We start from the raw sequence: 23,095 nt of genomic DNA, 5'->3' as shown, positions 1-23,095 counted from the left end.
CAAACAATCACTGTAGAACCGCTGAATACACCGCCATCACTCAACCGGCAGCGCTCTCCATGCGCACCGCGCCGCGCCGGGTCTGCCCGGCCGCGACCACGCAGTTACGGCCGGCGCCCTTGGCGGCGTACAGTGCCTGATCGGCGGACTTGAGCACTTCTTCAGGCGTGCGCTGCTCGGCCTGACGCTCGGCCACGCCAATGCTGACGGTCACCGACACACTGGACGCCCCACTGCCCGCCCGACGCTGACGGCCCTGATGATCGTCATGGGGACGGTCCGGGTTGCGCAGTTTGATGTCGTAGTTGGCAATGATCTCGCGGATCTCCTCCAGGTGCGGCATGCATTCATCCAGGGTCTTGCCGGCAAACACCACGGCAAACTCCTCGCCGCCATAACGGTAGGCACGCCCGCCGCCATTGACCTTGGACAGTTTGCTGGCGACCAGCCGCAGCACCTGGTCACCCACATCGTGGCCATGGGTGTCGTTGAAGCGCTTGAAGTGATCGACGTCGCTCATCGCCAATACATAGTTGCGCCCCAGTCGCTGCATGCGTTCATTGAGCGCGCGACGCCCGGGCAAGCCGGTCAGCTCATCGCGAAACGCCATCTGGTACGCCTCATGGGCCACACCGGCGGCAATCATCAGCATCACCTGGCTGCACATGATGTTCAGGGTAAACGGCAGGATGAAGGTTTGCGGCAGCATCCAGAACATCCCCAACAGCCCGACCAACTGCGCGGCGTGCAACGGACGCGGCTGATACCAGTACTGGGCGGCCAGGGTCACGAAGCCGATCAGGAACATCGGGTAGGAGAGCTGGATCAGGCTCATCCAGCTGCCATGCAGCGCCGGCCAGCGGATTTCCGCCAGCCAGTTCAGCAAGGCCTGGGGATAACTCTGCTCGAGTGCCAGCGCAACGCTGCCCACGGCGAACAGCACCGCACACCGGGCGACGAAGTCACGGAACAGGTGGGTTTTCTCCTGCCACAACGCGTAAATGCTGAACAACAGCGGCAACAACAGGCAACACAGATGAAACACCACGGCGGCGTCTTCGCGCACGCGGCCATTGTCGCGGTAGAAGTCCGTCTGGGTGTCCAGCAAGAAGTAGGTGATATACACCGTGATCATCAGGAACAGTTCACGCTGGCGCCGATACACCGCGCAATACGAACCACCGAGTAACAGCACCAGGGTCGGCAGCACATTGAACAGCGAGGTGAAGAAGACGTTGAGATCTTTGACATACGCAGCCGAGAGCCCGGCCAGCAATAGCAGCAATGAAGGGAGAAAATGGCTGAAACGTACAGCGGACACGCGTGACAAGGGTAAAGCTCCGACCCGCCGAGAAGATGGCACAGTGCCTTCACTGCGCACAGTTAAGCACATTCAATGTGAGCTGTATCACATTGCCATCACTGTAACGGCAGCCGACCACAATCCCTGAGTGCTCCGCTGCGTTTTTTATCGCCCAATAAAAAACCGCCGCTTCCAGCGAAGCGGCGGTTTCAACAGAACCCGGTAAGGCTTAGTAAGCCAGGCCGAAGTCCTCTTCTTTCATGTCCATCAGGTTGTTGGCGCCCGACAGCATGGTTGCAACGTGAGTGCGGGTACGCGGCAGGATGCGCTGGAAGTAGAAGCGCGCAGTCTGCAGCTTGGCGGTGTAGAACGCCTCTTCGGTGGTGCCGGCGGCCAGTTTTTCAGCAGCCAGGCGTGCCATGTCGGCCCAGAAGTAAGCCAGGCACGCGTAACCGGAGTACATCAGGTAGTCCACCGAGGCGGCACCGACTTCTTCACGGTCTTTCATCGCGGCCATGCCGACCTTCATGGTCAACTCGCCCCACTCTTTGTTCAATGCCGCCAGCGGTGCGACGAACTCTTTGACAGCTTCGTTGCCTTCGTTGGCCTGGCAGAACTTGTGCACGATCTTGGTGAAGCCCTTGAGCGCTTCGCCTTGGGTCATCAGCACTTTACGGCCGAGCAGGTCCAGGGCCTGAATGCCGGTGGTGCCTTCGTACAGCATCGAGATGCGGCTGTCGCGAACGTTCTGCTCCATGCCCCATTCGGCGATAAAGCCGTGGCCGCCGTAGATCTGCACGCCGTGGTTGGCCGATTCAAAACCGACTTCGGTCATGAAGGCTTTGGCGATGGGCGTCATGAACGCAAGCAGGCCATCAGCCTGTTTCCTGGCGTCTTCGTCGGTGCTGTATTTGACGATGTCCACTTGCTTGGCGGTGAAGTACACCATCGCACGGTTGCCTTCGGCGAAGGCTTTCATGGTCAGCAGCATGCGGCGCACGTCAGGGTGCACGATGATCGGGTCGGCAGCCTTGTCCGGCGCTTTCGGGCCAGTCAGGGAGCGCATTTGCAGGCGATCACGCGCATATTTCAGGCCGCCCTGAAAGCCGATTTCAGCATGGGACAAGCCTTGCAGCGCGGTACCCAGGCGAGCGGTGTTCATAAAGGTGAACATGCAGTTCAGGCCTTTGTTCGCCGGGCCAATCAGGAAACCGGTGGCCCCGTCGAAGTTCATCACGCAAGTGGCGTTGCCGTGGATGCCCATCTTGTGCTCGAGGGAACCGCAGGTCACTGCGTTGCGCGCACCGATCGAGCCGTCTGCGTTCGGCAGGAACTTAGGCACGATAAACAGCGAAATACCTTTCGTACCGGCCGGTGCATCCGGCAGGCGCGCCAGTACGATGTGGACGATGTTGTCGGCCATATCGTGTTCACCGGCCGAGATGAAGATCTTGGTGCCGGAGACTTTGTAGGAGCCGTCAGCCTGAGGTTCGGCCTTGGTACGCAGCATGCCCAGGTCGGTGCCGCAGTGCGGTTCGGTCAGGCACATGGTGCCGGTCCACTCACCCGACACCAGCTTGGTCAGGTAAGCCTGTTGCTGCTCAGGCGTGCCGTGCTCGGAGATGGTGTTCATCGCACCGTGGGACAGGCCTGGGTACATGCCCCACGACCAGTTGGCCGCGCCAACCATTTCGCTCACTGCCAGCCCCAGGGATTCCGGCAGGCCTTGGCCACCGTGCTCCACGTCGTGGGCCAGGCTCGGCCAGCCGCCTTCGACGAACTGTTTGTAGGCTTCTTTGAAACCAGTAGGGGTCTTAACGCCTGACTCGCTCCAGGTGCACCCTTCGATGTCACCCACACGGTTCAACGGAGCCAGTACTTGCTCACAGAACTTGGCGCCTTCTTCAAGAATGGCGTCAACCATGTCCGGGGTAGCGTCCTGGCAAGCCGGCAGGCTCTGATAGTGCGCTTCATAACCGAGCAGTTCGTCACGAACGAAGCGAATATCACGCAAGGGGGCCTTGTAGTCAGGCATAGCGATAAACCTCTGCTGATGTATCTGGGATGAACAACCGCGTGGATGTGTTGTGGCGGTCAAACAGGTGTTTGAAACATACGTTTACGACCTGGGGTTGTCAAGCATCGTCCAGACGCCATTTGTCATGACACAAATCAATGCCATGCACGGCAAGGCCTGCGGCGGGTTGCCACAAACAGTTCAGAAGAGATTGGAGGATTGCGCAAGCGCAACCGGCTTCAGAAAGAAGCCGGTATTAACAAGAAGGGTTAAGCGTAGGTATCGATCAAGGTGCCGAGCATTGCATCCGAAGCCTTGGCGACTTTTACCCCCAGCTCCACTTGAAACTTGCCTTGGGCCATTTCGACCATGTTGCTCGCCGAGTTGGACGGCTGGGCACGATCGTTGGCTTGCAAACGGTCGCGCTGTGCGTCCGAGGGCTGGGTCGTCGCGGCGCTGGCAATGTTGCCGGCGGCCTGGTCGACACGGTTCTGCCCGGTCTGAATGGTGCTCAGCCCCGAATAAAACGCGCTGCTTCCAGAGATTTCCATGGCGTAAGCCTGCCTTTAGAGAATCGTGATCTTGAATTGAACCAGACATTCCGGCAAAAGGCCCGTCAAAAACACTAATGGCCTATTGCCTTGCCAATAGCCAAAATCAGTCAAGCAGGTCCAGTTCCAGATGCGCGGCGACCGCATCGGCCCCGGCCTGCTTGAGTCTCGGCACCCGCCCCAGGCACGGTGCCGGCAAGCGTTCGGCCAGGGTGGCGAGGTTTTCTTCCAGACGGGAGGTCTTGGGATCGATGATATTCGCCACCCATCCCGCCAGCGACAAACCATCCCGGGCGATAGCCTCGGCGGTGAGTAAAGCGTGGCTGATGCAGCCCAGGCGCACACCCACCACCAGGATCACCGGCAGCTTCAGCGCCATGGCCAAGTCCGACAGGTTGGCCTGATCGGCCAAGGGCACCCGCCAGCCACCCGCGCCTTCGATCAAGGTGAAGTCCGCCTGCTGCGCCAGTATGTGTTGCATCGGTTTCAACAGCGACTGCACCGTCAGTGCAACCCCCGCCTCCCGCGCCGCCAGGTGGGGCGCAATGGCCGGTTCGAATGCCACCGGGTTGACCTCGGCATAGGTCAACGGCAACGAGCATTCAGCCAGCAGCGCCAGGGCGTCGCTATTGCGCAGCCCCTTGGGCGTGATCTGGCAACCCGAGGCCACCGGCTTTCCGGCGGCGGTACTTTTGCCCGCGAGGCGCGCGGCATGCAACAAGCCCGCGGCGATCGTGGTTTTGCCCACATCCGTGTCGGTACCCGTGATGAAGTAAGCGGCGCTCATAAAGGTTTCTCCAGTACGGCGTACACCACTTGATACGTGGCGGGCAGGCCCTGGGCCTGGCGGAACTGCTCGTAAGCGTTCACCAGTGCAGCAATCCGCGCGCGGCCCGTCAACCCTCCCGGGCGACCCGGGTTGAGGTTATGCGCGCCCAACGCCTTGAGTTCATGGGTCAGACTGCGCACATCCGGGTAATGCAGCACATGGGGTTGGCGCTCCAGGCTGACGACGCGCAGACCGCTGGCGGCGCAGAGCTGTTGATACGTCTCGAAGGGACGGAAACGGTTGACGTGCACCAGACCATCCGCCGCGCGCCAGCTTTCGCGCAACTCATGCAATGTGCCGACGCACAGGCTCGCGAACGCCAACACGCCACCCGGTTGCAGCACGCGACGGGCTTCGCTGAGCACCCCATCGAAATTCGCACACCACTGCACCGCCAGGCTGGAATAGATCAGCCCCAGGCTCTCAGCTTTAAGCGGCAAGCGCTCGGCATCACCGGCAATGAAATACCTCGCGCCACCTAAGGGGCTGGCGTGATTGAGCATACCTTCGGCGATATCCAGCGCCACACCCTGGCTGTCGGGCAACCGCTCAGCCAACACACGGCTGAAAAAACCGGTGCCGCACCCCATGTCCAGCCAGCGTTGTGGCGTAAAGGCCGACGGCAGGCGAGCCAGCAATGCGTTGCCCACCGCTCGCTGCAACTCGGCGACGCTGTCGTAACTGGCGGCGGCACGGGAAAAAGATGCCGCCACCTGGCGCTTGTCCGGCAAGCCGCCCGGCAGTAAAGGCAAGGACAAATCAGTCATCAACACACTCATGCAAAAAAGCCTGGATGGCCCCCGCAATACCGTGAGGGTCTTCCAGAAGAAACGCGTGACCAGCCTGTTCAATCAGGCCGATTTCAACATCGGGCAGCAGGGCCAGCAGATCGCCGGCAGCCTCGGCCGGCACCAGCCCATCCAGGCCGGCAAACAAATGTAACTGCGGCCCACGATAGGCCTGCAACGCGGCGCGGGTGTCGAGTTGGGCGAGCAGTTCAAGCCCGGGCATCAACACGCCGGACGGCGTATGCGGCGCGCCACCGAGCAACAGACGCGACAACCCGCGCGGGTCTTCGGCGCCCTTGGCACATAACAGGCCGAAGCGTTTGAGGGTGACTTGGGAGTCGGCATGGCAACCGGCGAGAAACGCATCGAAGGTTTCGGCAGGCATCGCGCTTGGCCAGCCGTCATGGGCAACAAAACACGGGTTGCTCGCCAACGTCAGCAAACCGCAGCAGCGCTCACCGCGCCGCGCCGCCAGCTCGGACGCCAGCATGCCGCCCAGGGACCAGCCGCCCAGCCAGGCGTTGTCCGGCAGCGTGGCGTCAAGTTCGTCGAGCCAGTCATCGAGGTCGCTGGATTCGAGTGCCGGCAACGGCTCGACCTGCACCTGCAAGTGCTCGTCAAGGCCTTGCAAGGCGGCAGCCAAAGGCTCCAGCGGTGACACGCCGAGGCCCCAACCGGGCAGCAATATCAGTCGGTCACGCATGGTCGGGCTCCGTGGCGCCTAACAAGCGGAAACACTCTTCCAACGCATTTAACAATAGCTGCACCTGAGCCTCGCTGTGAGCTGCCGTCAACGTTACGCGTAAACGCGCACTGCCGGCCGGCACAGTGGGTGGGCGGATCGCGGTGACCATCAAACCTCGTTCGCGCAACATCTGGGACAGGCGCATGGCCTTGGCGCTGTCGCCGATCAGGATCGGCTGGATCGGCGTGAAGCTGTCCATCAACGCCAGGCCGATCTGCTCGGCGCCCTGGCGGAACTGGCGGATCAAGGCATTGAGGTGCTCGCGTCGCCAGTGTTCGGTGCGCAGCAGCTCGAGGCTTTTCAGGGTGGCACAGGCCAGCGCCGGCGGTTGGCTGGTGGTGTAGATATAGGGCCGGGCGAATTGAATCAGGCTTTCGATCAGCGCGTCACTGCCCGCCACGAATGCGCCGGCCGTGCCGAATGCTTTACCCAGGGTGCCGACCAGTACCGGCACGTCTTCCTGGCTCAGGCCAAAATGCTCGACGATCCCGCCGCCGTGCGCGCCCAACGGGCCGAAGCCATGGGCGTCATCCACCATCAACCAGGCGCCTTTGGCTTTGGTAGCGCGGGCCAGCGCGGGCAGGTCCGCCAGGTCACCGTCCATGCTGAACACGCCGTCGGTGACCACCAGCGTATTGCCGGTCGCCTTCTCCAGGCGCTTGGCAAGGCTGTCGGCGTCGTTGTGCAGGTAACGGTTGAAGCGCGCACCGCTGAGCAAGCCGGCGTCCAGCAGCGAAGCGTGGTTGAGGCGGTCCTCCAATACCGTATCACCTTGTCCCACCAGCCCCGTGACCGCACCGAGGTTGGCCATGTAGCCGGTGGTGAAGAGCAAGGCACGCGGGCGACCGGTGAGGTCGGCCAGGGCTTCTTCCAGTTCATGGTGAGGTGTCGCGTGGCCAACCACCAAGTGCGAAGCGCCGCCGCCCACGCCCCAACGGGACGCTCCGGCGCGCCAGGCTTCGATCACCTGAGGATGATTGGCCAGGCCCAGGTAGTCGTTATTGCAGAACGCCAGGAGCGGTTGGCCGTCGACCACCACGTCCGGGCCTTGGGGGCTGTCCAGCAGGGGGCGTTGACGGTAGAGGTGTTCGGCACGGCGAGCCGCGAGGCGCGCAGCGAGATCGAAAGACATGCAGCCCTCGGCTTGGCAGGTTCAACACGGTCAAAAATGTGGAAGGGCCGGCGCGACGATTCGACGTGCCCATGATCGTCGCACCGTCCCTCCCCACATCAGCAGCGCATTTCAATCAAACGGCGGCGTTATAGAACTGCTCGCTGCTCTTTTGCTCCACCAACGCCTGCTCGATCGCCGCCTGATGCACTTCATCAGCGTGCTCTTCGCGGGCTTCCGGCAGGATGCCCAGGCGCGAGAACAGTTGCATGTCCTTGTCGGCCTGCGGGTTGGCGGTGGTCAGCAGCTTGTCGCCGTAGAAGATCGAGTTGGCGCCGGCGAAAAACGCCAGGGCCTGCATCTGCTCGTTCATCGCCTCACGACCGGCCGACAGCCGCACATGCGACTGCGGCATCAGGATGCGTGCCACCGCGAGCATGCGGATGAAGTCGAACGGGTCGATGTCTTCGGCGTTTTCCAACGGCGTACCGGCCACCTTTACCAGCATGTTGATCGGCACCGACTCCGGATGCTCCGGCAGGTTGGCCAGTTGGATCAACAGGTTGGCACGGTCATCAAGGGACTCCCCCATGCCGAGGATTCCGCCCGAGCAGATCTTCATCCCGGAATCACGCACATAGGCCAGGGTTTGCAGGCGTTCGCTATAGGTGCGGGTGGTGATGATCGAGCCGTAGAACTCCGGCGATGTATCGAGGTTGTGGTTGTAGTAGTCGAGGCCTGCCTGAGCCAGGGCTTGAGTCTGGTCCTGGTCGAGACGGCCGAGGGTCATGCAGGTTTCCAGGCCCATGGCCTTCACGCCTTTGACCATCTGCAGCACGTAGGGCATGTCTTTGGCCGACGGGTGCTTCCAGGCGGCGCCCATGCAGAAGCGAGTCGAACCGATGGCCTTGGCGCGGGCGGCTTCTTCGAGGACCTTTTGCACCTCCATCAGTTTTTCTTTTTCCAGGCCAGTGTTGTAGTGGCCCGACTGCGGACAATATTTACAATCTTCCGGGCAGGCGCCGGTCTTGATCGACAGCAGGGTCGACACCTGCACGCGGTTGGCATCGAAATGCGCACGGTGCACGGTCTGCGCCTGGAACAACAGGTCATTGAACGGCTGCACGAACAGTGCTTTGACTTCGGCTAAAGACCAATCGTGACGCAGGGTGGCAGAGGTGCTGGCGCTCATGGGCGATTCCTTGATTATGCTTTGGCAAGCGCTGTGGGAAGGGCAATACCCACAGGCACGACACGGATGCTCGGCATATTTAAGGAAGAATCATGCACTGTCAACCGGACCGCAAACACAAGGTTTACATCTGGTCAAAAAACATACACAACTGTTTAATCTGCGATGAGGCTACCGAATCAAGGGATTGTGTGTGCAACGTCTGCGAAATCGAGCTGCCATGGTTGATGGAGCAGTGCAACGTGTGCGCGCTGCCACTGCCGATGGAGGGCCTGGTCTGCGGACAGTGCCAGAAACATCCGCCCGCGTTTAAACAGGTGGTTGCGCCCTGGACTTATGGCTTTCCGGTCGACACTTTGATCAGTCGCTTCAAGCATCAATCACGATGGCCACTGGGTCATATGCTCGCGCGCCTGCTGGGACACCACCTGCAGCATCGTTTCGACAACGCTGAACTGACCCGCCCCGACTGCCTGCTGCCGGTGCCGCTGGCACGGAACCGCTTGCGCGAGCGCGGCTTCAACCAGGCGTTGATGCTGGCGCGCTGGCTCAGTGACGCCCTCGACCTTGCCTGTGACGAACACCTGTTATTGCGCCCCCATGAAACCGTGGCGCAACAAGCACTCGATGCCAAGGCCCGCAAGCGCAACCTGTTTCGCGCCTTTACCTTGGCCGCTGGCGCCCAGGTGCAAGGCCGGCACTTTGCGCTGGTGGACGACGTACTGACGACCGGCGCTACCGCTGACAGCCTCGCACAATTGTTGATGGACGCCGGTGCACGCCAGGTCGACGTGTATTGCCTGGCCCGCACGCCCAGGCCGGGTACGTAACTTGACTCCCAAGCGCCGCGGCGGCAACGTCCGCTCATTCCATCGAAGCGTGTGCCCATGTCCCTACCCACCCTGCTCAGCCAACACATCGTCCGCCGCCCCCAGCGCATTGCCTTGCTGGCGCATATCGCCGAGCAAGGCTCAATCACCCGTGCAGCCAAGAGCGCCGGCTTGAGCTACAAGGCTGCCTGGGACGCCATCGATGAACTGAACAACCTGGCGCAAAAGCCGCTGGTGGAACGCAACGTCGGCGGCAAAGGCGGCGGGGGTGCCAGGTTGACGGCCGAAGGTGAACGCGTATTGCGCCTCTACCAACGCTTGCAGGTGCTGCAGGCCGAAGTGCTCGGCTCCGATGAAGATGCCAGCGACTTCAACCTGCTGGGGCGCTTGATGTTGCGCACCAGTGCACGTAACCAGCTGCATGGCCAGGTGATCGCCATTGAACAGCATGGCCGCAACGACTCAATTCGCCTGCAACTGGCCGGGGGCTTGAATCTCGACGCGCAAATCACTCACGACAGCACGCTACGGCTGGAACTTGAGGTAGGTGTGGAAGTGGTCGCGTTGATCAAGGCCGGTTGGCTGGAAGTGCTCGCTGTCGGGCAAGCTGCAACACCTGGACACAATTGTATGAGCGGCATTATCGACACGATTCTCGACGCCGATGACGGCCCCAGCGAAGTGCGCATCACCTTGTCTAACGGCCTTGTGTTGTGCGCGCTGGCGCAGCCCGCCGCGCTCAAAGCGTTGGGCGCCGGCGAGCGCCAGCCGATCCAGGTGCAATTCGCCCCGAACAATGTACTGCTCGGCACGCCGGTATAACGCGCCCGCGCCTTCAAACTGCAACAAATTCGTCACGAGGGCTCCTTAAGGTGTCTGCAAAAACCGCAGAGGGAGCCTGAAATGAGCCTATTAGAAGAAAACCAAGCCACCGACCTGGAACAGATGGTCGGCCTCACCCGCCGCCGCTTCATCGGTGCCGGTGCCCTCTGCGGTGCCGCGATGTTCCTGGGCGGCAACCTGCTCAGCCGCAGCGCCCTGGCCGTCAACGCCACCACGGCCAGCCCGCTGCTGGGGTTTACCGGCATCGCCGCCGCCAGCAGCGATGCCATCACCTTGCCGCCGGGCTACAGCGCTTCGGTGCTGATCAGCTGGGGCCAGCCGTTGCACAAGAACGCCCCGGCTTTCGATCCGTCCGGCAACGGTACAGCCAAAGCCCAGGAGCAACAGTTCGGTGACAACAATGATGGCATGAGCCTGTTCGCCTTTCCCGGCGACAACAACCGCGCGCTCCTGGCGATCAACAACGAGTACACCAACTATCGCTACCTCTACGCCCATGGTGGCGCGCCGCAATCGGCCGAAGATGTGCGCAAGGCCCAGGCCAGCGAAGGTGTGTCGGTCATCGAAGTGCAGCGCAAAGGCGGCACCTGGCAGTTCGTCCAGGACTCGCGCTATAACCGGCGCATCCACGGCAACTCGCCCATTCGCCTGAGCGGCCCGGCGGCGGGTCATGCCTGGCTGAAAACCAGTGCCGACAAGTCCGGTAAAAAAGCCCTCGGCACCTTCCAGAACTGCGCCAACGGCAAGACACCGTGGGGCACTTACCTGACGTGCGAAGAGAACTTCACCGACTGCTTCGGCAGCAGCAACCCACAACAAAACTTCGATGCCGGGCAAAAGCGCTATGGCGTGACAGCGGCCAGCAGAGACATCAACTGGCATCAGCATGACCCGCGCTTCGACATGGCCAAGAACCCCAATGAGCTCAACCGTCACGGCTGGGTGGTGGAAATCGACCCGTTCGACCCGCAATCCACTCCCGTCAAGCGCACTGCCCTGGGCCGCTTCAAACACGAGAACGCGGCGCTGGCGGAAACCCGCGACGGCCGCGCGGTGGTGTACATGGGCGACGATGAGCGCGGCGAGTTCATTTATAAATTCGTCAGCCGTGACCCGATCAACCACCACAACTCCAAGGCCAACAAAAACCTGCTCGACCACGGCACTTTGTATGTGGCGATCTTCGACGCGGGCGATGGCAACGCCGACCACCCCAAGGGCAAGGGCCAATGGGTCGAGCTGACCCATGGCAAAAACGGTATTGATGCCGGCAGCGGTTTCGCCAGCCAGGCCGAGGTACTGATCCATGCACGCCTGGCCGCCAGTGTGGTGAAAGCGACCCGCATGGACCGCCCGGAGTGGATCGTGGTCAGCCCCACCGACGGCCAGGTCTATTGCACGCTCACCAACAATGCCAAGCGTGGTGAAGACGGCCAGCCGGTGGGCGGCCCCAACCCACGGGAGAAAAACGTCTACGGCCAGATCCTGCGCTGGAAAGCCGATAAGGATAACCACGGCGCCAGCGAATTCACCTGGGACCTGTTTGTGGTCGCCGGCAACCCGGGCGTACACGCCGGTACGCCAAAAGGCGGCTCCTCCAACATCAACCCGCAAAACATGTTCAACAGCCCTGACGGCCTGGGCTTCGACAAGGCCGGCCGCCTGTGGATCCTGACCGATGGCGACTACAGCAACGCGGGCGACTTCGCGGGAATGGGTAATAACCAGATGCTGTGTGCCGATCCGGCCACCGGAGAAATCCGCCGTTTCATGGTCGGGCCGGTAGCGTGTGAAGTGACGGGGATCAGCTTCTCGCCAGACCAGAAGACGCTGTTTGTGGGCATCCAGCACCCGGGCGAAACCGGCGGTTCGACCTGGCCGGAACACTTGCCGAATGGCAAGCCAAGGTCTTCGGTGATGGCAATTCGACGGGATGACGGCGGCATCATCGGCGCCTGATAAAATGCCATCGGAACAAGCCCCCTCCAACTGTGGGAAAGGGCTTGTTCCCGATAGCGATAGCACAGGCGCCCCTATCTCAAGCCTGGTGCGTTACCATACCCGGCCGGACGCGGCGCCCTGCTGCGCGCAGGAGTTCGCATGGCCCATCCGTTTGAAACACTCACCCCTGACTTGGTTCTTGACGCCGTCGAAAGCATCGGTTTCCTCAGCGACGCTCGCGTAATGGCACTCAACAGCTACGAAAACCGCGTCTACCAGGTGGGTATCGAAGGCTCCGAGCCGCTGATCGCCAAGTTCTACCGACCACAGCGCTGGACCAACGAAGCGATTCTCGAAGAACACCGCTTCACCTTCGAACTGGCCGAGTGCGAAGTGCCGGTGGTAGCCCCGCTGATCCACAACGGCGAAAGCCTGTTCGAACACCAGGGCTTCCGCTTCACGCTGTTCCCTCGTCGTGGCGGCCGGGCGCCGGAGCCAGGCAATCTCGACCAGCTTTATCGCCTTGGGCAACTGCTCGGCCGTTTGCACGCGGTGGGTGCCACTCGTCCGTTCGAACACCGTGAGGCGCTAGGGGTGAAGAACTTCGGCCAGGACTCCCTCAACACCCTGCTTGAAGGCAATTTCATTCCCAAAAGCCTGCTGCCGGCCTACGAGTCCGTGGCCCGCGACCTGCTCAAGCGTGTGGAAGAGGTGTACAAGGCCACACCGCACACGAACATCCGCATGCACGGCGATTGCCACCCCGGCAACATGATGTGCCGCGATGAGATGTTCCACATCGTCGACCTGGATGACTGTCGCATGGGCCCGGCGGTGCAAGACCTGTGGATGATGCTCGCCGGCGATCGCCATGAATGCCTGGGCCAGCTGTCGGAACTGATGGACGGCTACCAGGAATTCCACGACTTCGACCCACGGGAACTGGCCCTGATCGAACCCCTGCGCGCCCTGCGCCTGATGCATTACAGCGCCTGGCTCGCGCGACGCTGGGATGACCCGGCGTTCCCCCGCAGCTTCCCCTGGTTTGGCAACGAACGGTATTGGGGCGATCAGGTGCTGGCGTTGCGCGAGCAACTGGCCGCCCTCAACGAAGAACCCTTGAAGCTGTTCTGACCACTTTATGGGAGGGGCAAGCCCCCCACATGAAGCAAGGCCAATCCCATCAACTGACAAATATCCTTACAATCACGCCTTTGTCAGTTGCCTAAGCAAGGATTTTGCAATGCAAGCCGCCAACCCCCGCAAGGGGTACATCCTGGGCCTGAGCGCCTATGTCATCTGGGGTCTGTTTCCGCTCTACTTCAAAGCCATCGCCAGCGTACCCGCCGCCGAAATCATCGTGCACCGCGTGTTGTGGTCGGCGCTGTTCGGCGGCTTGCTGTTGATGGTGTGGAAACACCCGGGCTGGTTCCGCGAGCTGCGTGACAATCCCAAACGCCTGGCCATCCTGGCACTCAGTGGTTCATTGATTGCAGCCAACTGGCTGACCTATGTGTGGTCGGTGAACAGCGGGCGCATGCTGGAAGCGAGCCTGGGTTACTACATCAACCCGCTGGTGAATGTACTGTTGGGCATGCTGATCCTCGGCGAGCGCCTGCGCCGCCTGCAATGGGTCGCCGTCGGGCTGGCGGCGGCGGGAGTGGCGCAACAGGTATGGCAGGTGGGCAGTTTGCCGTGGGTGTCGTTGGCGCTGGCGCTGACCTTTGGCTTCTACGGGCTGATCCGCAAACAGGCACCTGTCAAAGCGCTGCCCGGGCTGGTGGTGGAGACGTGGATGCTGGTGCCGATCGCCATCGCATGGCTGCTGTTCAACCCTTCGGCCCACAGTGCTCAGCTTGAGTTCTGGGGCACTTCCGAAGCCTGGTGGCTGGTAGCCGCCGGCCCGGTGACGCTGATCCCGCTGGTATGTTTCAACGCTGCCGCAAGGCATTTGCCCTACACCGCACTGGGCTTTTTACAGTACGTGGCACCCACACTGGTGCTGCTGGAAGCCGTGCTGCTGTTCGGCGAACACCTGGCACCCAGCACCCTGATTGCCTTCGCCTTTATCTGGGCGGGGCTGGTGGTGTACAGCCTGGATGCCTGGATGAGCGTGCGCAAACGCTGATCAAATAACGTACAAACCTCTGCAAGCCACAGTGCACGTGGCTTGCAGGCATCCACCCCAAGGTTATCCACAACCTGATCCCCGCCATTTGTGCACAAGCCTTTGAAACTGCTCGTTTTTTGCTCAAGTAGCGGAGAGCCCCGGCCAGTGCGGCCTGGCCTCGAGTCTCTACAGGTTATCCACAGGCCCATGCAAGATTTCCATGCATAACCTTGTGGGTGGATCATTCCTCGTTGTGCAGTTCCACCATCAAGTCATCCGCCAAGGTTTCCAACGACTCCTGCAACGTGTCCAGGGACAATGTCGTCGGCACCTGCAATAACGCCTCGGCAGTGAACAATGGGTCGCCGCTCATGGGGGCCGGGCGTACATCCGTGCTCAGGCTCTCCAGGTTCACCCCCTGCTTACTCAACAACGCCGTGATCTCGCGCACAATGCCCGAGCGATCATTACCCACCAACGTCATCACGATCGACTTGGATGTAGAGGCCTGCCCGCTGCTGCCCTCCCCCACCAGCACGCGAATGCCGTGTGTGGATAAGTCGTCCAGCGCATTCACCAGGTTCTGACGATTCTCAGCAGGCACACTGACCCGCAGGATGCCGGCGAATTGCCCGGCCATATGCGCCATTCGGCTTTCCTGCCAGCTGCCACCGTGGGTGGCGATGTTATGCGCGATGCGTTCAACGACGCCGGGTTTGTCGGCGGCGATAATTGTGAGTACAAGATGGTCCATGGCGAAGCCCTCTGGAATTCAACCTACAAGGTGGACGCAGGCGCCCTCGAAAACAAATCGTGTACCATTTTTATATTTATCTGGAACAATCCAATAGTTTTTTGAGAACATCTCATTCTCCGCTGTGACCGTACGACCAAAGTGGGTCGCTAAACGACGTATTTAGTCTAATTTTCACAACCGCAAGTCATCATGTAGTATGCAAACCCGTGCACTACATAATGAAAATCTGAAAAAGCGCATAAGCTCCGCAGAGTGAGGCAAGCAATGACTGAACACGTTCAAGTCGGTGGCCTGCAGGTCGCCAAAGTCCTGTTCGACTTCGTGAACAACGAAGCCATTCCCGGTACCGGCATCACTGCCGACCAGTTCTGGGCCGGCGCCGACAAGGTTATCCATGACCTGGCACCGAAGAACAAAGCCCTACTCGCCAAACGCGACGATTTCCAAGCGCGGATCGATACCTGGCACCAGACCCATGCCGGCCAGGCCCACGACCCGGTGGCTTACAAAGCCTTCCTGCAAGACATCGGATACCTGCTGCCAGAAGCCGCAGATTTCCAGGCCACGACCCAAAACGTCGATGACGAAATCGCGCGCATGGCCGGCCCACAGCTGGTCGTGCCGGTGATGAACGCCCGCTTTGCCCTCAACGCCTCCAATGCGCGTTGGGGCTCGCTGTATGACGCGCTGTATGGCACCGACGCCATCAGCGAAGCCAATGGCGCCGAGAAGGGCCAGGGCTACAACAAAGTACGGGGCGACAAGGTGATTGCCTTCGCCCGTGCCTTCCTCGACGAAGCCGCACCGCTCTCGGCGGGCAGCCACGTCGACTCCACCGGCTACAAGATCGTCGATGGCAAGCTGATCGTCAGCCTCAAGGGCGGCAGCAACAGCGGCCTGCGCGACGACTCGCAACTGATCGGCTTCCAGGGCGACAGCGCCCAGCCGATTGCCGTGCTGCTCAAGCATAACGGCCTGCACTTCGAGATCCAGATCGACGCCAGCACGCCAGTCGGCCAGACCGACGCCGCCGGCGTCAAAGACGTGCTGATGGAAGCGGCGCTGACCACCATCATGGACTGCGAAGACTCCGTCGCCGCCGTCGATGCCGATGACAAAGTGGTGATCTACCGCAACTGGCTCGGCCTGATGAAGGGCGATCTGGCAGAAGAAGTGGCCAAGGGCGGCAAGACCTTCACCCGTACCATGAACGCTGACCGCGTTTATACCGGTGTAAATGGCCAGGACGTAACCCTGCACGGCCGTTCGCTGCTGTTCGTGCGCAACGTCGGCCACCTGATGACCATCGACGCGATTCTCGACAACGCCGGCAATGAAGTACCGGAAGGCATCCTCGACGGGCTGATCACCAGCCTGGCGGCGATCCACAGCCTCAACGGCAACAGCAGCCGCAAGAACAGCCGCACCGGTTCCGTATACATCGTGAAACCGAAGATGCACGGCCCGGAAGAAGCCGCGTTCACCAACGAGCTGTTTGGCCGCATCGAAGAGGTGCTGAACCTGCCGCGCAACACCCTCAAAGTCGGGATCATGGACGAGGAGCGCCGCACCACGGTCAACCTCAAAGCCTGCATCAAGGCGGCCAGCGAGCGCGTGGTGTTCATCAACACCGGCTTCCTCGACCGTACCGGCGATGAAATCCACACGTCCATGGAAGCCGGCGCGATGGTGCGCAAAGCGGCCATGAAGGCGGAAAAATGGATTGGCGCTTATGAAAACTGGAACGTCGATATCGGCCTGAGCACCGGCCTGCAAGGTCGTGCGCAGATCGGTAAAGGCATGTGGGCCATGCCCGACCTGATGGCGGCAATGCTCGAACAGAAAATCGCCCATCCCCTGGCAGGCGCCAACACCGCCTGGGTGCCGTCGCCTACGGCGGCTGCACTGCACGCCCTGCACTACCACAAGGTTGATGTGTTCGCGCGTCAGGCCGAACTGGCCAAGCGCGAGCGCGCTTCGGTGGACGATATCCTGACCATTCCTCTGGCGACCAACACCGACTGGTCTGACGAAGAGATCCGCAACGAGCTGGACAACAACGCCCAGGGCATCCTGGGTTATGTGGTCCGCTGGATCGACCAGGGCGTCGGCTGTTCGAAAGTGCCGGACATCAACGATGTGGGCCTGATGGAAGACCGCGCCACCCTGCGTATCTCCAGCCAGCACATCGCCAACTGGTTGCGCCATGGCATCGTCACTGAAGCCCAGGTGCTGGAAAGCCTCAAGCGCATGGCGCCGGTGGTGGACCGTCAGAACGCCGGGGATGCGCTGTACCGCCCACTGGCGCCGGATTTCGACAGCAACATCGCGTTCCAGGCAGCGGTGGAGTTAGTGATTGAAGGCACCAAGCAGCCGAATGGATATACCGAGCCGGTATTGCACCGTCGGCGTCGGGAGTTCAAGGCTAAAAACGGGCTTTAAAGACCCGTGAAAACCAAAGAAGCCCTGTCTCGAAAGAACAGGGCTTCTTTGTGTGGCAAAGGTTAATTTGAAGTACATCTGAACGTACCATTGAGCGCCACTTTCTTATCCCCGGACTCCAAGCGCACGTTCAATAGAATGCCCCTGTGCGTAAACTCTGTTCCGAATGGACGCTCGACCTCCAACAGGATTTCCCCTGCTGTCGCTTCGTAAAAAAGCGTCCCATCGGGGTCCGTGTAGGTGATATGTCTGAACCCGGCGACGGGAAAGGTATGCAAGCCTGCGGGCACATCGTGACCATAATCGGTTTGTATGCGTTCAGGCCATTCCCCCAGAATAGCGGTCCAGGACAAGTACCCGATCGTCTCTCCAGTTGTAAAGAAACGCGCGGTATTGTCACGTAATACCAAGATCTGGGCGTCTCCCGATACCATCCTGGCTTTAGCCGCCTGAAGTGCATCTTCGTCCACTTCAAAATAAGTCTTGCTCATAAAAATAACTCCTGTTCATGGGTTTAATGAGGTGGCCGTCATGACCGCCCCTCAGACCACTAAACAGCAGTTACGCAGGCACGCCTACTGTCATAAATGACAGTTGGATCATCAAGCCGATAACCGGTATTACTGCACCATCCCCAACTCCCGCTTCACCAACTTCGCCAGCTTCACGCTATCAATCGGCTTGAGCAGGAAGTCCACCACGCTCAAATGCATGGCATCGATCACATCGGGGGCTTCAGCGTCCCCCGACATGATGATGATGGGCAACGCGGCCCGGGAGGATTCGCGCACCTGGCGGATCAGTTCCAGGCCATTGCTAGGCGCCATGCGCAAGTCGGTGATCAACAAACCGATGGAGCTGTTGGTATTGAGCAAATCCCATGCTGCCTCGCCACTCTCCGCGGTCAAGCAGCGAATACCGTCCAAACCCAGAATTTCCGCCAGCAACTCACGCGCGTCTTTGTCGTCGTCAACAATCAGCACACGTTGTGGCGGTAAATCAGGTTCCAGCATCACGGCGCTCAGCGCCTCACGCTCGGCATCGCTCAGAATATCGTGGTCGGTCATACATCTCTCAGCAGTTCTCATCATCTCCCAGCACACTCGTCAGACATCTGCTGAGGGGAGAACAATGTGCACTTCGTCGGAAAGTTTGCCTAGTGGGTGTTCTACGGGTTTTGCACGATAGCTTGTAAGGTTTTTCCCTAGTCATGAATCGTTCAGCCGCTACCTAGACTTACGTCCAATGGGCACCCGCGGCACGGGAGTTGACCATGAAGGACGATAACGACAAAAAACTGCGGTCACTGTTATGAGTAAAGCTGATGCTTTCACGCAGGCGGGAAAAACCGCCGTGTTGCAGAACATCCACGGCACCCTGCAATTCCTGCAACGCTTTCCCCCGTTCAACCAGATGGAAAATGCCCACCTGGCATTTTTGGTTGAACAATGCCAATTGCGCTTCTATGCGCCCGGCGACAGCATCCTGAAACCGTCGGGCGGCCCGGTTGAACACTTTTATATCGTCAAGCAGGGTCGCGTCGTGGGCGAGCGACCGGACAGCACCGAAACCACCTTCGAAATCACCACTGGCGAGTGCTTCCCCCTCGCCGCCCTGCTCGGTGAACGGGCCACCCGCACCGAACACAAGGCCGCCGAAGACACCTTCTGCCTGCAACTGAACAAGCCGGCCTTTATCAAGCTGTTCGCGCTTTCCAGCCCGTTTCGCGATTTTTCCCTGCGCGGGGTCAGCAGCCTGCTGGATCAGGTCAATCAACAAGTCCAGCAAAAAGCCGTGGAAACCCTCGGCACTCAATATTCGCTGAACACCCGTCTTGGTGAGTTGGCTATGCGCCACCCGGTCACCTGCTCTCCGTACACGCCGCTGCGCGAGGCGGTGACGCTGATGCACGAGCAGCAAGTGGGCAGCATCGTGATCGTGGATGAACACAAAGCACCCCTGGGGATTTTCACCCTGCGCGACTTGCGTCAGGTGGTGGCCGACGGCACGAGCGATTTCAACCGGGCCATCGAAGGCCATATGACCCAGGCGCCGTTCTTCCTGAGCCCGGACCACAGCGCCTTTGACGCCGCCATCGCCATGACCGAACGGCACATCGCCCATGTGTGCCTGGTCAAAGACCAGCGCCTGTGTGGCGTGGTGTCCGAGCGTGATCTGTTTTCCCTGCAACGGGTCGATCTGGTGCACCTGGCTCGCACCATCCGCAATGCGCCCCGTGTGGAAAACCTGGTGGCGATTCGCGGCGAGATCGGCCAGTTGGTCGAGCGCATGCTGGCCCACGGCGCCTCTTCTACCCAAATCACCCACATCATTACCTTGCTCAACGATCACACCGTGTGCCGGGTGATCGAACTGACGCTTGCCGAAAAAGGCGACCCGGGCGTGCCGTTCAGTTGGCTGTGTTTCGGCAGCGAAGGTCGCCGTGAACAGACACTGTTCACCGACCAGGACAACGGTATTTTGTTCGAGGCCAGGGACGCCGCCGAAGCCGCATCGATCCGGGCGCGGTTGTTGCCCCTGGCGCAGCAGATCAACCAGAGCCTGGCGTTGTGCGGCTTCAGCCTGTGCAAGGGCAATATCATGGCCGGCAACCCGGAACTGTGCCTGTCACGGGCCGAATGGGCGCGGCGCTTCGCAGCGTTCATACGCGAGGCGACGCCGGAGAATCTGCTGGGGTCGAGTATCTATTTCGACCTGCGGGTGGTGTGGGGCGATGAGCGCGGTTGCGAACAACTGCGCCAGGGCATTCTGGATCAGGTTGCGGATAACCGTCTGTTCCAACGCATGCTGGCTGAGAACGCCCTGCGTCAGCGTCCGCCAGTCGGGCGTTTCCGAGAGTTCGTGCTGACGCGCAAAGGCGGCGAAAAGGCCACGCTCGATCTCAAGGTGCAAGGCCTGACCCCCTTTGTCGATGGCGCGCGCCTGCTGGCCCTGGCCAATGGTATTCACGCCAATAACACCCTGGAGCGTCTGCGCCAACTGGTGCTCAAGGACGTCATCGAAGCGCTTGACGGCGCCGCCTATGAAGAGGCGTATCACTTTATCCAGCAAACCCGCATGCAGCAGCACCAGTTGCAAACCCGCGAGAACCTGCCGTACTCCAACCGCGTCGACCCCGACAGCCTCAACCACCTGGACCGGCGCATCCTGCGTGAATCTCTGCGTCAGGCTCAACGCCTGCAAAGCAGCCTGACCGTGCGGTACCAGCTGTGAACTGGCTGGGTTGGCTACGCCCGAAAAAACCCGGGCTCGACGCGGCACAACAGCAGCGCCTGGAGCAACTGCCCAAAGCCGTGGTACTGGGCGATGGCCCCCTGCGCAGCCAGCGTTGGGTGGTGGTGGACCTGGAAACCAGCGGCCTGAACCTCAACCGTGACCAGGTACTGTCGATCGGCGCCGTGGTGATCGAGGACGGCGCGGTGAACTTCTCGCAGCTGTTTGAGCGCACCCTGCACCGCACCGCGACCAAACTCAGCCCCAGCGTGCTGATCCACGGCCTGGGGCCTAGCGCGATCGCCGCCGGCAGCGACCCCGTCGACGCGCTGCTGGACTTTATGGCGTTCGTCGGTGACAGCCCCCTGCTGGCTTTCCACGCTCCCTTCGATCAACACATGCTGTGCCGGGCGCTCAAGGACAGCCTGGGCTATCGCCTGGCCCATCCGTTTCTCGACGTCGCCGACATTGCCCCGCTGCTGTGCCCCGACGCAAATATTCGCGAAGCCGGGCTCGATGACTGGATCAACCACTTCCACTTGCAAGTGGGCGAGCGCCATCACGCCAGCGCCGATGCATTGGCCACGGCGGAACTGATGCTCATCCTGTTCAGCCGCGCACGTCAGCAACAAATCGACTCACCGCAGCAGTTGCAAGAACGCTTGAGCCAATGGAAACGGCGTAAACAAGCGCCATCGTTTTAATAGCACCGCCCGACGGACGCCAATTGCACCTGCCCGACGTCTCTGACACAATCGCGAATAATTCTCGTTAGTTTAAACTTCTTGTTTATTCGGTGATGCCTTGTCGTCGGTCCCAAACCCACACAGTGACCTGGTTGGCGCGTTGTATCGCGACCATCGTGGCTGGCTGTTGGCGTGGTTGCGACGCAACGTGGCCTGCCCGAGCCGCGCCGAAGACCTCAGCCAGGACACATTCATACGCCTGCTGGGGCGTGACGAGTTGCGCGAACCCCGTGAGCCACGGGCGTTTCTGGTGGCAATCGCCAAAGGTTTGCTGTTCGACTACTTCCGTCGCGCGGCGCTGGAACAGGCCTACCTCAACGAACTGATGGTGATCCCGGAAAGCGAACACCCTTCGCCGGAAGAGCAGCACATGATCCTCGAAGACCTCAAGGCCATCGACCGCCTGCTCGGCAAGCTGTCGAGCAAGGCCCGCGCCGCCTTCCTCTATAGCCGCCTCGACGGCCTGGGCCACGCAGAAATCGCCCGGCGCCTCGGGGTGTCGGTGCCCCGCGTGCGCCAGTACCTGGCCCAGGGTATTCGCCAGTGCTACATCGCACTGTATGGCGAGCCGCTGTGACAGGTTCCCGGGCGGTTTCGGCCCGCGTGCTGGATGCGGCAATCGCCTGGCAACTGTCCCTCGACTCCGGTGACGGCAGTGCGGTGGAGCAGGAGGAATTTGCCAAGTGGCTGGCCAGCGATGAAGAGCATGCGCGGGCCTGGCGCCAGTTGGGCATGCTCGACCAGCGTTTCAGCGTGGCGTCGGGCCCGGCGCGGGCGGCGTTGTTGCAGTCGCGTGAAGGTATTCGCCAGCGCATGCGCAAGCTGGGCAGCGGCCTCGCCAGTATCGCGCTGGTGTGCGGCCTGGCGTTGCTGGCCGGTGAGCGCTACGTGCCCATCCACTATTGGTTGGCCGACCAACGCACCGCCACCGGCGAGCAGCGCACGCTGAAATTGACGGACGGCACGCAGATCAACCTCAACACCCACAGTGCCATAGACGTACGTTTCGATGAAAAACGCCGGCTGATCGTGTTGCAGGAAGGCGAGATCCTGATCGAGACGGGGCACAACGATGGCCGGCCGTTCTACGTGCAAACCCGCGACGGCAGCCTGCGCGCACTGGGCACGCGGTTTATCGTCAAGCGCGAAGACGGCGCTACGCGCTTGAGCGTGTTGCAGTCTGCCGTAGCTGCCCAGCCCGAGGCGCTGCACCAGGAACAGATCTTCAAAGAGGGCCAGCAAGTGCTGATGCGCAGCGACGGTCTCGGCCCGCTGCTTGCCGTCCCCCCTGCCAGCGACGCCTGGACCCGCGGCATGCTGGTGGTGGATAACGCCCGCCTGGGCGATGTGGTCGACGAGTTGAGCCGTTACCGCACCGGCCACCTGGGTGTGGATAAAGACGTGGCCGACCTGCGCATCACCGGCAGCTTCCCGCTGCACGACACCACCCTGGCGCTCAATGCGCTGTTGCCCACGTTGCCGGTGCGGATTGAGCAGCGCACACCGTGGTGGGTGACGGTGAGAAGTAAGCCTTAGGTTCGGCAGTGACTGGGCTTGCTCCCGATAAAGCGCTGAAGAACCCCTCAAAGCGCTCAAGGCAAAAATATTTTCATCCTGCCCTATCACTTTTCGAATCTCGCTCGGCACCTAGGCAAT

Annotated in this window: 21 protein-coding genes; 10 read left to right on the top strand and 11 right to left on the bottom strand. The window is 61.0% G+C overall.

Annotation, left to right across the window (positions count from 1 at the left end; translation table 11 throughout):
• Positions 1 to 40: 40 nt before the first annotated feature.
• The 8 genes from EXW71_RS15695 to bioB all read right to left on the bottom strand — a co-directional run bounded on the left by EXW71_RS15695 (position 41) and on the right by bioB (position 8,536).
• The gene (locus EXW71_RS15695) at positions 41 to 1,330 is read right to left on the bottom strand and encodes a diguanylate cyclase (RefSeq protein ID WP_123717295.1); all 1,290 of its coding nucleotides are present in this window, start codon (positions 1,328 to 1,330) and stop codon (positions 41 to 43) included.
• 202 nt (positions 1,331 to 1,532) lie between these two features.
• Positions 1,533 to 3,338 (bottom strand): phenylacyl-CoA dehydrogenase, encoded by a 1,806-nt coding sequence (locus tag EXW71_RS15690; RefSeq protein WP_134659021.1) that lies wholly within the window; start codon positions 3,336 to 3,338, stop codon positions 1,533 to 1,535.
• A gap of 251 nt (positions 3,339 to 3,589) precedes the next feature.
• Positions 3,590 to 3,871, bottom strand: a complete 282-nt coding sequence (locus EXW71_RS15685) for a pyrroloquinoline quinone biosynthesis protein PqqE (protein WP_123717293.1) — start codon at positions 3,869 to 3,871, stop codon at positions 3,590 to 3,592.
• A gap of 106 nt (positions 3,872 to 3,977) precedes the next feature.
• A complete protein-coding gene (gene bioD / locus EXW71_RS15680; RefSeq protein ID WP_134659023.1) occupies positions 3,978 to 4,658 on the bottom strand; it encodes a dethiobiotin synthase in 681 nt (226 codons plus the stop codon).
• On the bottom strand, positions 4,655 to 5,467 hold the full coding sequence (gene bioC / locus EXW71_RS15675) for a malonyl-ACP O-methyltransferase BioC (RefSeq protein WP_134659025.1): 813 nt from the start codon (positions 5,465 to 5,467) through the stop codon (positions 4,655 to 4,657). The genes bioD and bioC overlap by 4 nt, the downstream gene beginning before the upstream one ends.
• Positions 5,460 to 6,191: an alpha/beta fold hydrolase gene (locus EXW71_RS15670; RefSeq protein WP_134659027.1), complete on the bottom strand. Its 732-nt coding sequence runs from the start codon at positions 6,189 to 6,191 to the stop codon at positions 5,460 to 5,462. Before EXW71_RS15670 ends, bioC begins: the two co-directional genes overlap by 8 nt.
• A complete protein-coding gene (gene bioF / locus EXW71_RS15665) occupies positions 6,184 to 7,365 on the bottom strand; it encodes an 8-amino-7-oxononanoate synthase (RefSeq protein ID WP_123717289.1) in 1,182 nt (393 codons plus the stop codon). Before bioF ends, EXW71_RS15670 begins: the two co-directional genes overlap by 8 nt.
• Positions 7,366 to 7,480: 115 nt before the next feature.
• The gene (bioB, locus tag EXW71_RS15660) at positions 7,481 to 8,536 is read right to left on the bottom strand and encodes a biotin synthase BioB (RefSeq protein WP_123717288.1); all 1,056 of its coding nucleotides are present in this window, start codon (positions 8,534 to 8,536) and stop codon (positions 7,481 to 7,483) included.
• Positions 8,537 to 8,628: 92 nt separating this feature from the next.
• Here bioB and EXW71_RS15655 point away from each other — a divergent pair, with 92 nt between their 5' ends.
• The 5 genes from EXW71_RS15655 to rarD all read left to right on the top strand — a co-directional run bounded on the left by EXW71_RS15655 (position 8,629) and on the right by rarD (position 14,278).
• A complete protein-coding gene (locus tag EXW71_RS15655) occupies positions 8,629 to 9,366 on the top strand; it encodes a ComF family protein (RefSeq protein ID WP_134659029.1) in 738 nt (245 codons plus the stop codon).
• Positions 9,367 to 9,423: 57 nt separating this feature from the next.
• Positions 9,424 to 10,188 (top strand): TOBE domain-containing protein, encoded by a 765-nt coding sequence (locus EXW71_RS15650; protein WP_134659031.1) that lies wholly within the window; start codon positions 9,424 to 9,426, stop codon positions 10,186 to 10,188.
• An 81-nt stretch (positions 10,189 to 10,269) separates the two neighbouring features.
• Positions 10,270 to 12,168: a PhoX family phosphatase gene (locus EXW71_RS15645; RefSeq protein WP_134659033.1), complete on the top strand. Its 1,899-nt coding sequence runs from the start codon at positions 10,270 to 10,272 to the stop codon at positions 12,166 to 12,168.
• A gap of 141 nt (positions 12,169 to 12,309) precedes the next feature.
• On the top strand, positions 12,310 to 13,284 hold the full coding sequence (locus EXW71_RS15640; RefSeq protein ID WP_123717284.1) for a serine/threonine protein kinase: 975 nt from the start codon (positions 12,310 to 12,312) through the stop codon (positions 13,282 to 13,284).
• Positions 13,285 to 13,393: 109 nt separating this feature from the next.
• A complete protein-coding gene (rarD, locus tag EXW71_RS15635) occupies positions 13,394 to 14,278 on the top strand; it encodes an EamA family transporter RarD (RefSeq protein WP_134659035.1) in 885 nt (294 codons plus the stop codon).
• A gap of 223 nt (positions 14,279 to 14,501) precedes the next feature.
• Here the strand turns inward: rarD and EXW71_RS15630 are convergent, their stop codons facing one another.
• Positions 14,502 to 15,014 (bottom strand): glycine cleavage system protein R, encoded by a 513-nt coding sequence (locus tag EXW71_RS15630; protein ID WP_134659037.1) that lies wholly within the window; start codon positions 15,012 to 15,014, stop codon positions 14,502 to 14,504.
• Positions 15,015 to 15,281: 267 nt separating this feature from the next.
• Between EXW71_RS15630 and EXW71_RS15625 the strand changes: the two genes are divergently transcribed.
• Entirely contained in the window at positions 15,282 to 17,459 is a 2,178-nt protein-coding gene (locus EXW71_RS15625; protein WP_134659039.1) for a malate synthase G, read from the top strand.
• 62 nt (positions 17,460 to 17,521) lie between these two features.
• On the opposite strand, the gene EXW71_RS15620 is transcribed toward EXW71_RS15625, so the two are convergent.
• Together EXW71_RS15620 and EXW71_RS15615 are read right to left on the bottom strand one after the other, a co-directional pair.
• Complete coding sequence (locus tag EXW71_RS15620; RefSeq protein ID WP_134659041.1) at positions 17,522 to 17,950, bottom strand: hypothetical protein; 429 nt, start codon at positions 17,948 to 17,950, stop codon at positions 17,522 to 17,524.
• Positions 17,951 to 18,079: 129 nt separating this feature from the next.
• The gene (locus tag EXW71_RS15615; protein ID WP_134659043.1) at positions 18,080 to 18,526 is read right to left on the bottom strand and encodes a response regulator; all 447 of its coding nucleotides are present in this window, start codon (positions 18,524 to 18,526) and stop codon (positions 18,080 to 18,082) included.
• Positions 18,527 to 18,770: 244 nt separating this feature from the next.
• On the opposite strand from EXW71_RS15615, the gene EXW71_RS15610 reads away from it, so the two are divergent.
• The 4 genes from EXW71_RS15610 (at position 18,771) to EXW71_RS15595 (ending at position 22,975) form a co-directional block, all read left to right on the top strand.
• A complete protein-coding gene (locus tag EXW71_RS15610) occupies positions 18,771 to 20,693 on the top strand; it encodes a putative nucleotidyltransferase substrate binding domain-containing protein (protein ID WP_134659045.1) in 1,923 nt (640 codons plus the stop codon).
• Positions 20,690 to 21,397 carry a PolC-type DNA polymerase III gene (locus EXW71_RS15605; RefSeq protein WP_134659047.1) on the top strand — a complete coding sequence of 236 codons (708 nt, stop codon included), beginning with the start codon at positions 20,690 to 20,692 and terminating at the stop codon, positions 21,395 to 21,397. The genes EXW71_RS15610 and EXW71_RS15605 overlap by 4 nt, the downstream gene beginning before the upstream one ends.
• A gap of 100 nt (positions 21,398 to 21,497) precedes the next feature.
• A complete protein-coding gene (locus EXW71_RS15600) occupies positions 21,498 to 22,016 on the top strand; it encodes an RNA polymerase sigma factor (protein WP_134659049.1) in 519 nt (172 codons plus the stop codon).
• The gene (locus EXW71_RS15595) at positions 22,013 to 22,975 is read left to right on the top strand and encodes a FecR domain-containing protein (RefSeq protein WP_134659051.1); all 963 of its coding nucleotides are present in this window, start codon (positions 22,013 to 22,015) and stop codon (positions 22,973 to 22,975) included. Before EXW71_RS15600 ends, EXW71_RS15595 begins: the two co-directional genes overlap by 4 nt.
• Positions 22,976 to 23,095: the final 120 nt, after the last annotated feature.

Source organism: Pseudomonas sp. BCA17 (assembly GCF_004519405.1).
Lineage (GTDB): Bacteria > Pseudomonadota > Gammaproteobacteria > Pseudomonadales > Pseudomonadaceae > Aquipseudomonas.
Note: the sequence above shows the minus strand (reverse complement) of the source record. Positions and strands in the feature narration are given on the sequence as shown.

Coding starts and splice junctions, on each gene's coding strand:
- EXW71_RS15690 (WP_134659021.1), bottom strand. CDS start 3,338: ATGCCTGACTACAAGGCCCCCTTGCGTGATATTCGCTTCGTTCGTGAC.
- EXW71_RS15685 (WP_123717293.1), bottom strand. CDS start 3,871: ATGGAAATCTCTGGAAGCAGCGCGTTTTATTCGGGGCTGAGCACCATT.
- bioD (WP_134659023.1), bottom strand. CDS start 4,658: ATGAGCGCCGCTTACTTCATCACGGGTACCGACACGGATGTGGGCAAA.
- bioC (WP_134659025.1), bottom strand. CDS start 5,467: ATGACTGATTTGTCCTTGCCTTTACTGCCGGGCGGCTTGCCGGACAAG.
- EXW71_RS15670 (WP_134659027.1), bottom strand. CDS start 6,191: ATGCGTGACCGACTGATATTGCTGCCCGGTTGGGGCCTCGGCGTGTCA.
- bioF (WP_123717289.1), bottom strand. CDS start 7,365: ATGTCTTTCGATCTCGCTGCGCGCCTCGCGGCTCGCCGTGCCGAACAC.
- bioB (WP_123717288.1), bottom strand. CDS start 8,536: ATGAGCGCCAGCACCTCTGCCACCCTGCGTCACGATTGGTCTTTAGCC.
- EXW71_RS15655 (WP_134659029.1), top strand. CDS start 8,629: ATGCACTGTCAACCGGACCGCAAACACAAGGTTTACATCTGGTCAAAA.
- EXW71_RS15650 (WP_134659031.1), top strand. CDS start 9,424: ATGTCCCTACCCACCCTGCTCAGCCAACACATCGTCCGCCGCCCCCAG.
- EXW71_RS15645 (WP_134659033.1), top strand. CDS start 10,270: ATGAGCCTATTAGAAGAAAACCAAGCCACCGACCTGGAACAGATGGTC.
- EXW71_RS15640 (WP_123717284.1), top strand. CDS start 12,310: ATGGCCCATCCGTTTGAAACACTCACCCCTGACTTGGTTCTTGACGCC.
- rarD (WP_134659035.1), top strand. CDS start 13,394: ATGCAAGCCGCCAACCCCCGCAAGGGGTACATCCTGGGCCTGAGCGCC.
- EXW71_RS15630 (WP_134659037.1), bottom strand. CDS start 15,014: ATGGACCATCTTGTACTCACAATTATCGCCGCCGACAAACCCGGCGTC.
- EXW71_RS15625 (WP_134659039.1), top strand. CDS start 15,282: ATGACTGAACACGTTCAAGTCGGTGGCCTGCAGGTCGCCAAAGTCCTG.
- EXW71_RS15620 (WP_134659041.1), bottom strand. CDS start 17,950: ATGAGCAAGACTTATTTTGAAGTGGACGAAGATGCACTTCAGGCGGCT.
- EXW71_RS15615 (WP_134659043.1), bottom strand. CDS start 18,526: ATGACCGACCACGATATTCTGAGCGATGCCGAGCGTGAGGCGCTGAGC.
- EXW71_RS15610 (WP_134659045.1), top strand. CDS start 18,771: ATGAGTAAAGCTGATGCTTTCACGCAGGCGGGAAAAACCGCCGTGTTG.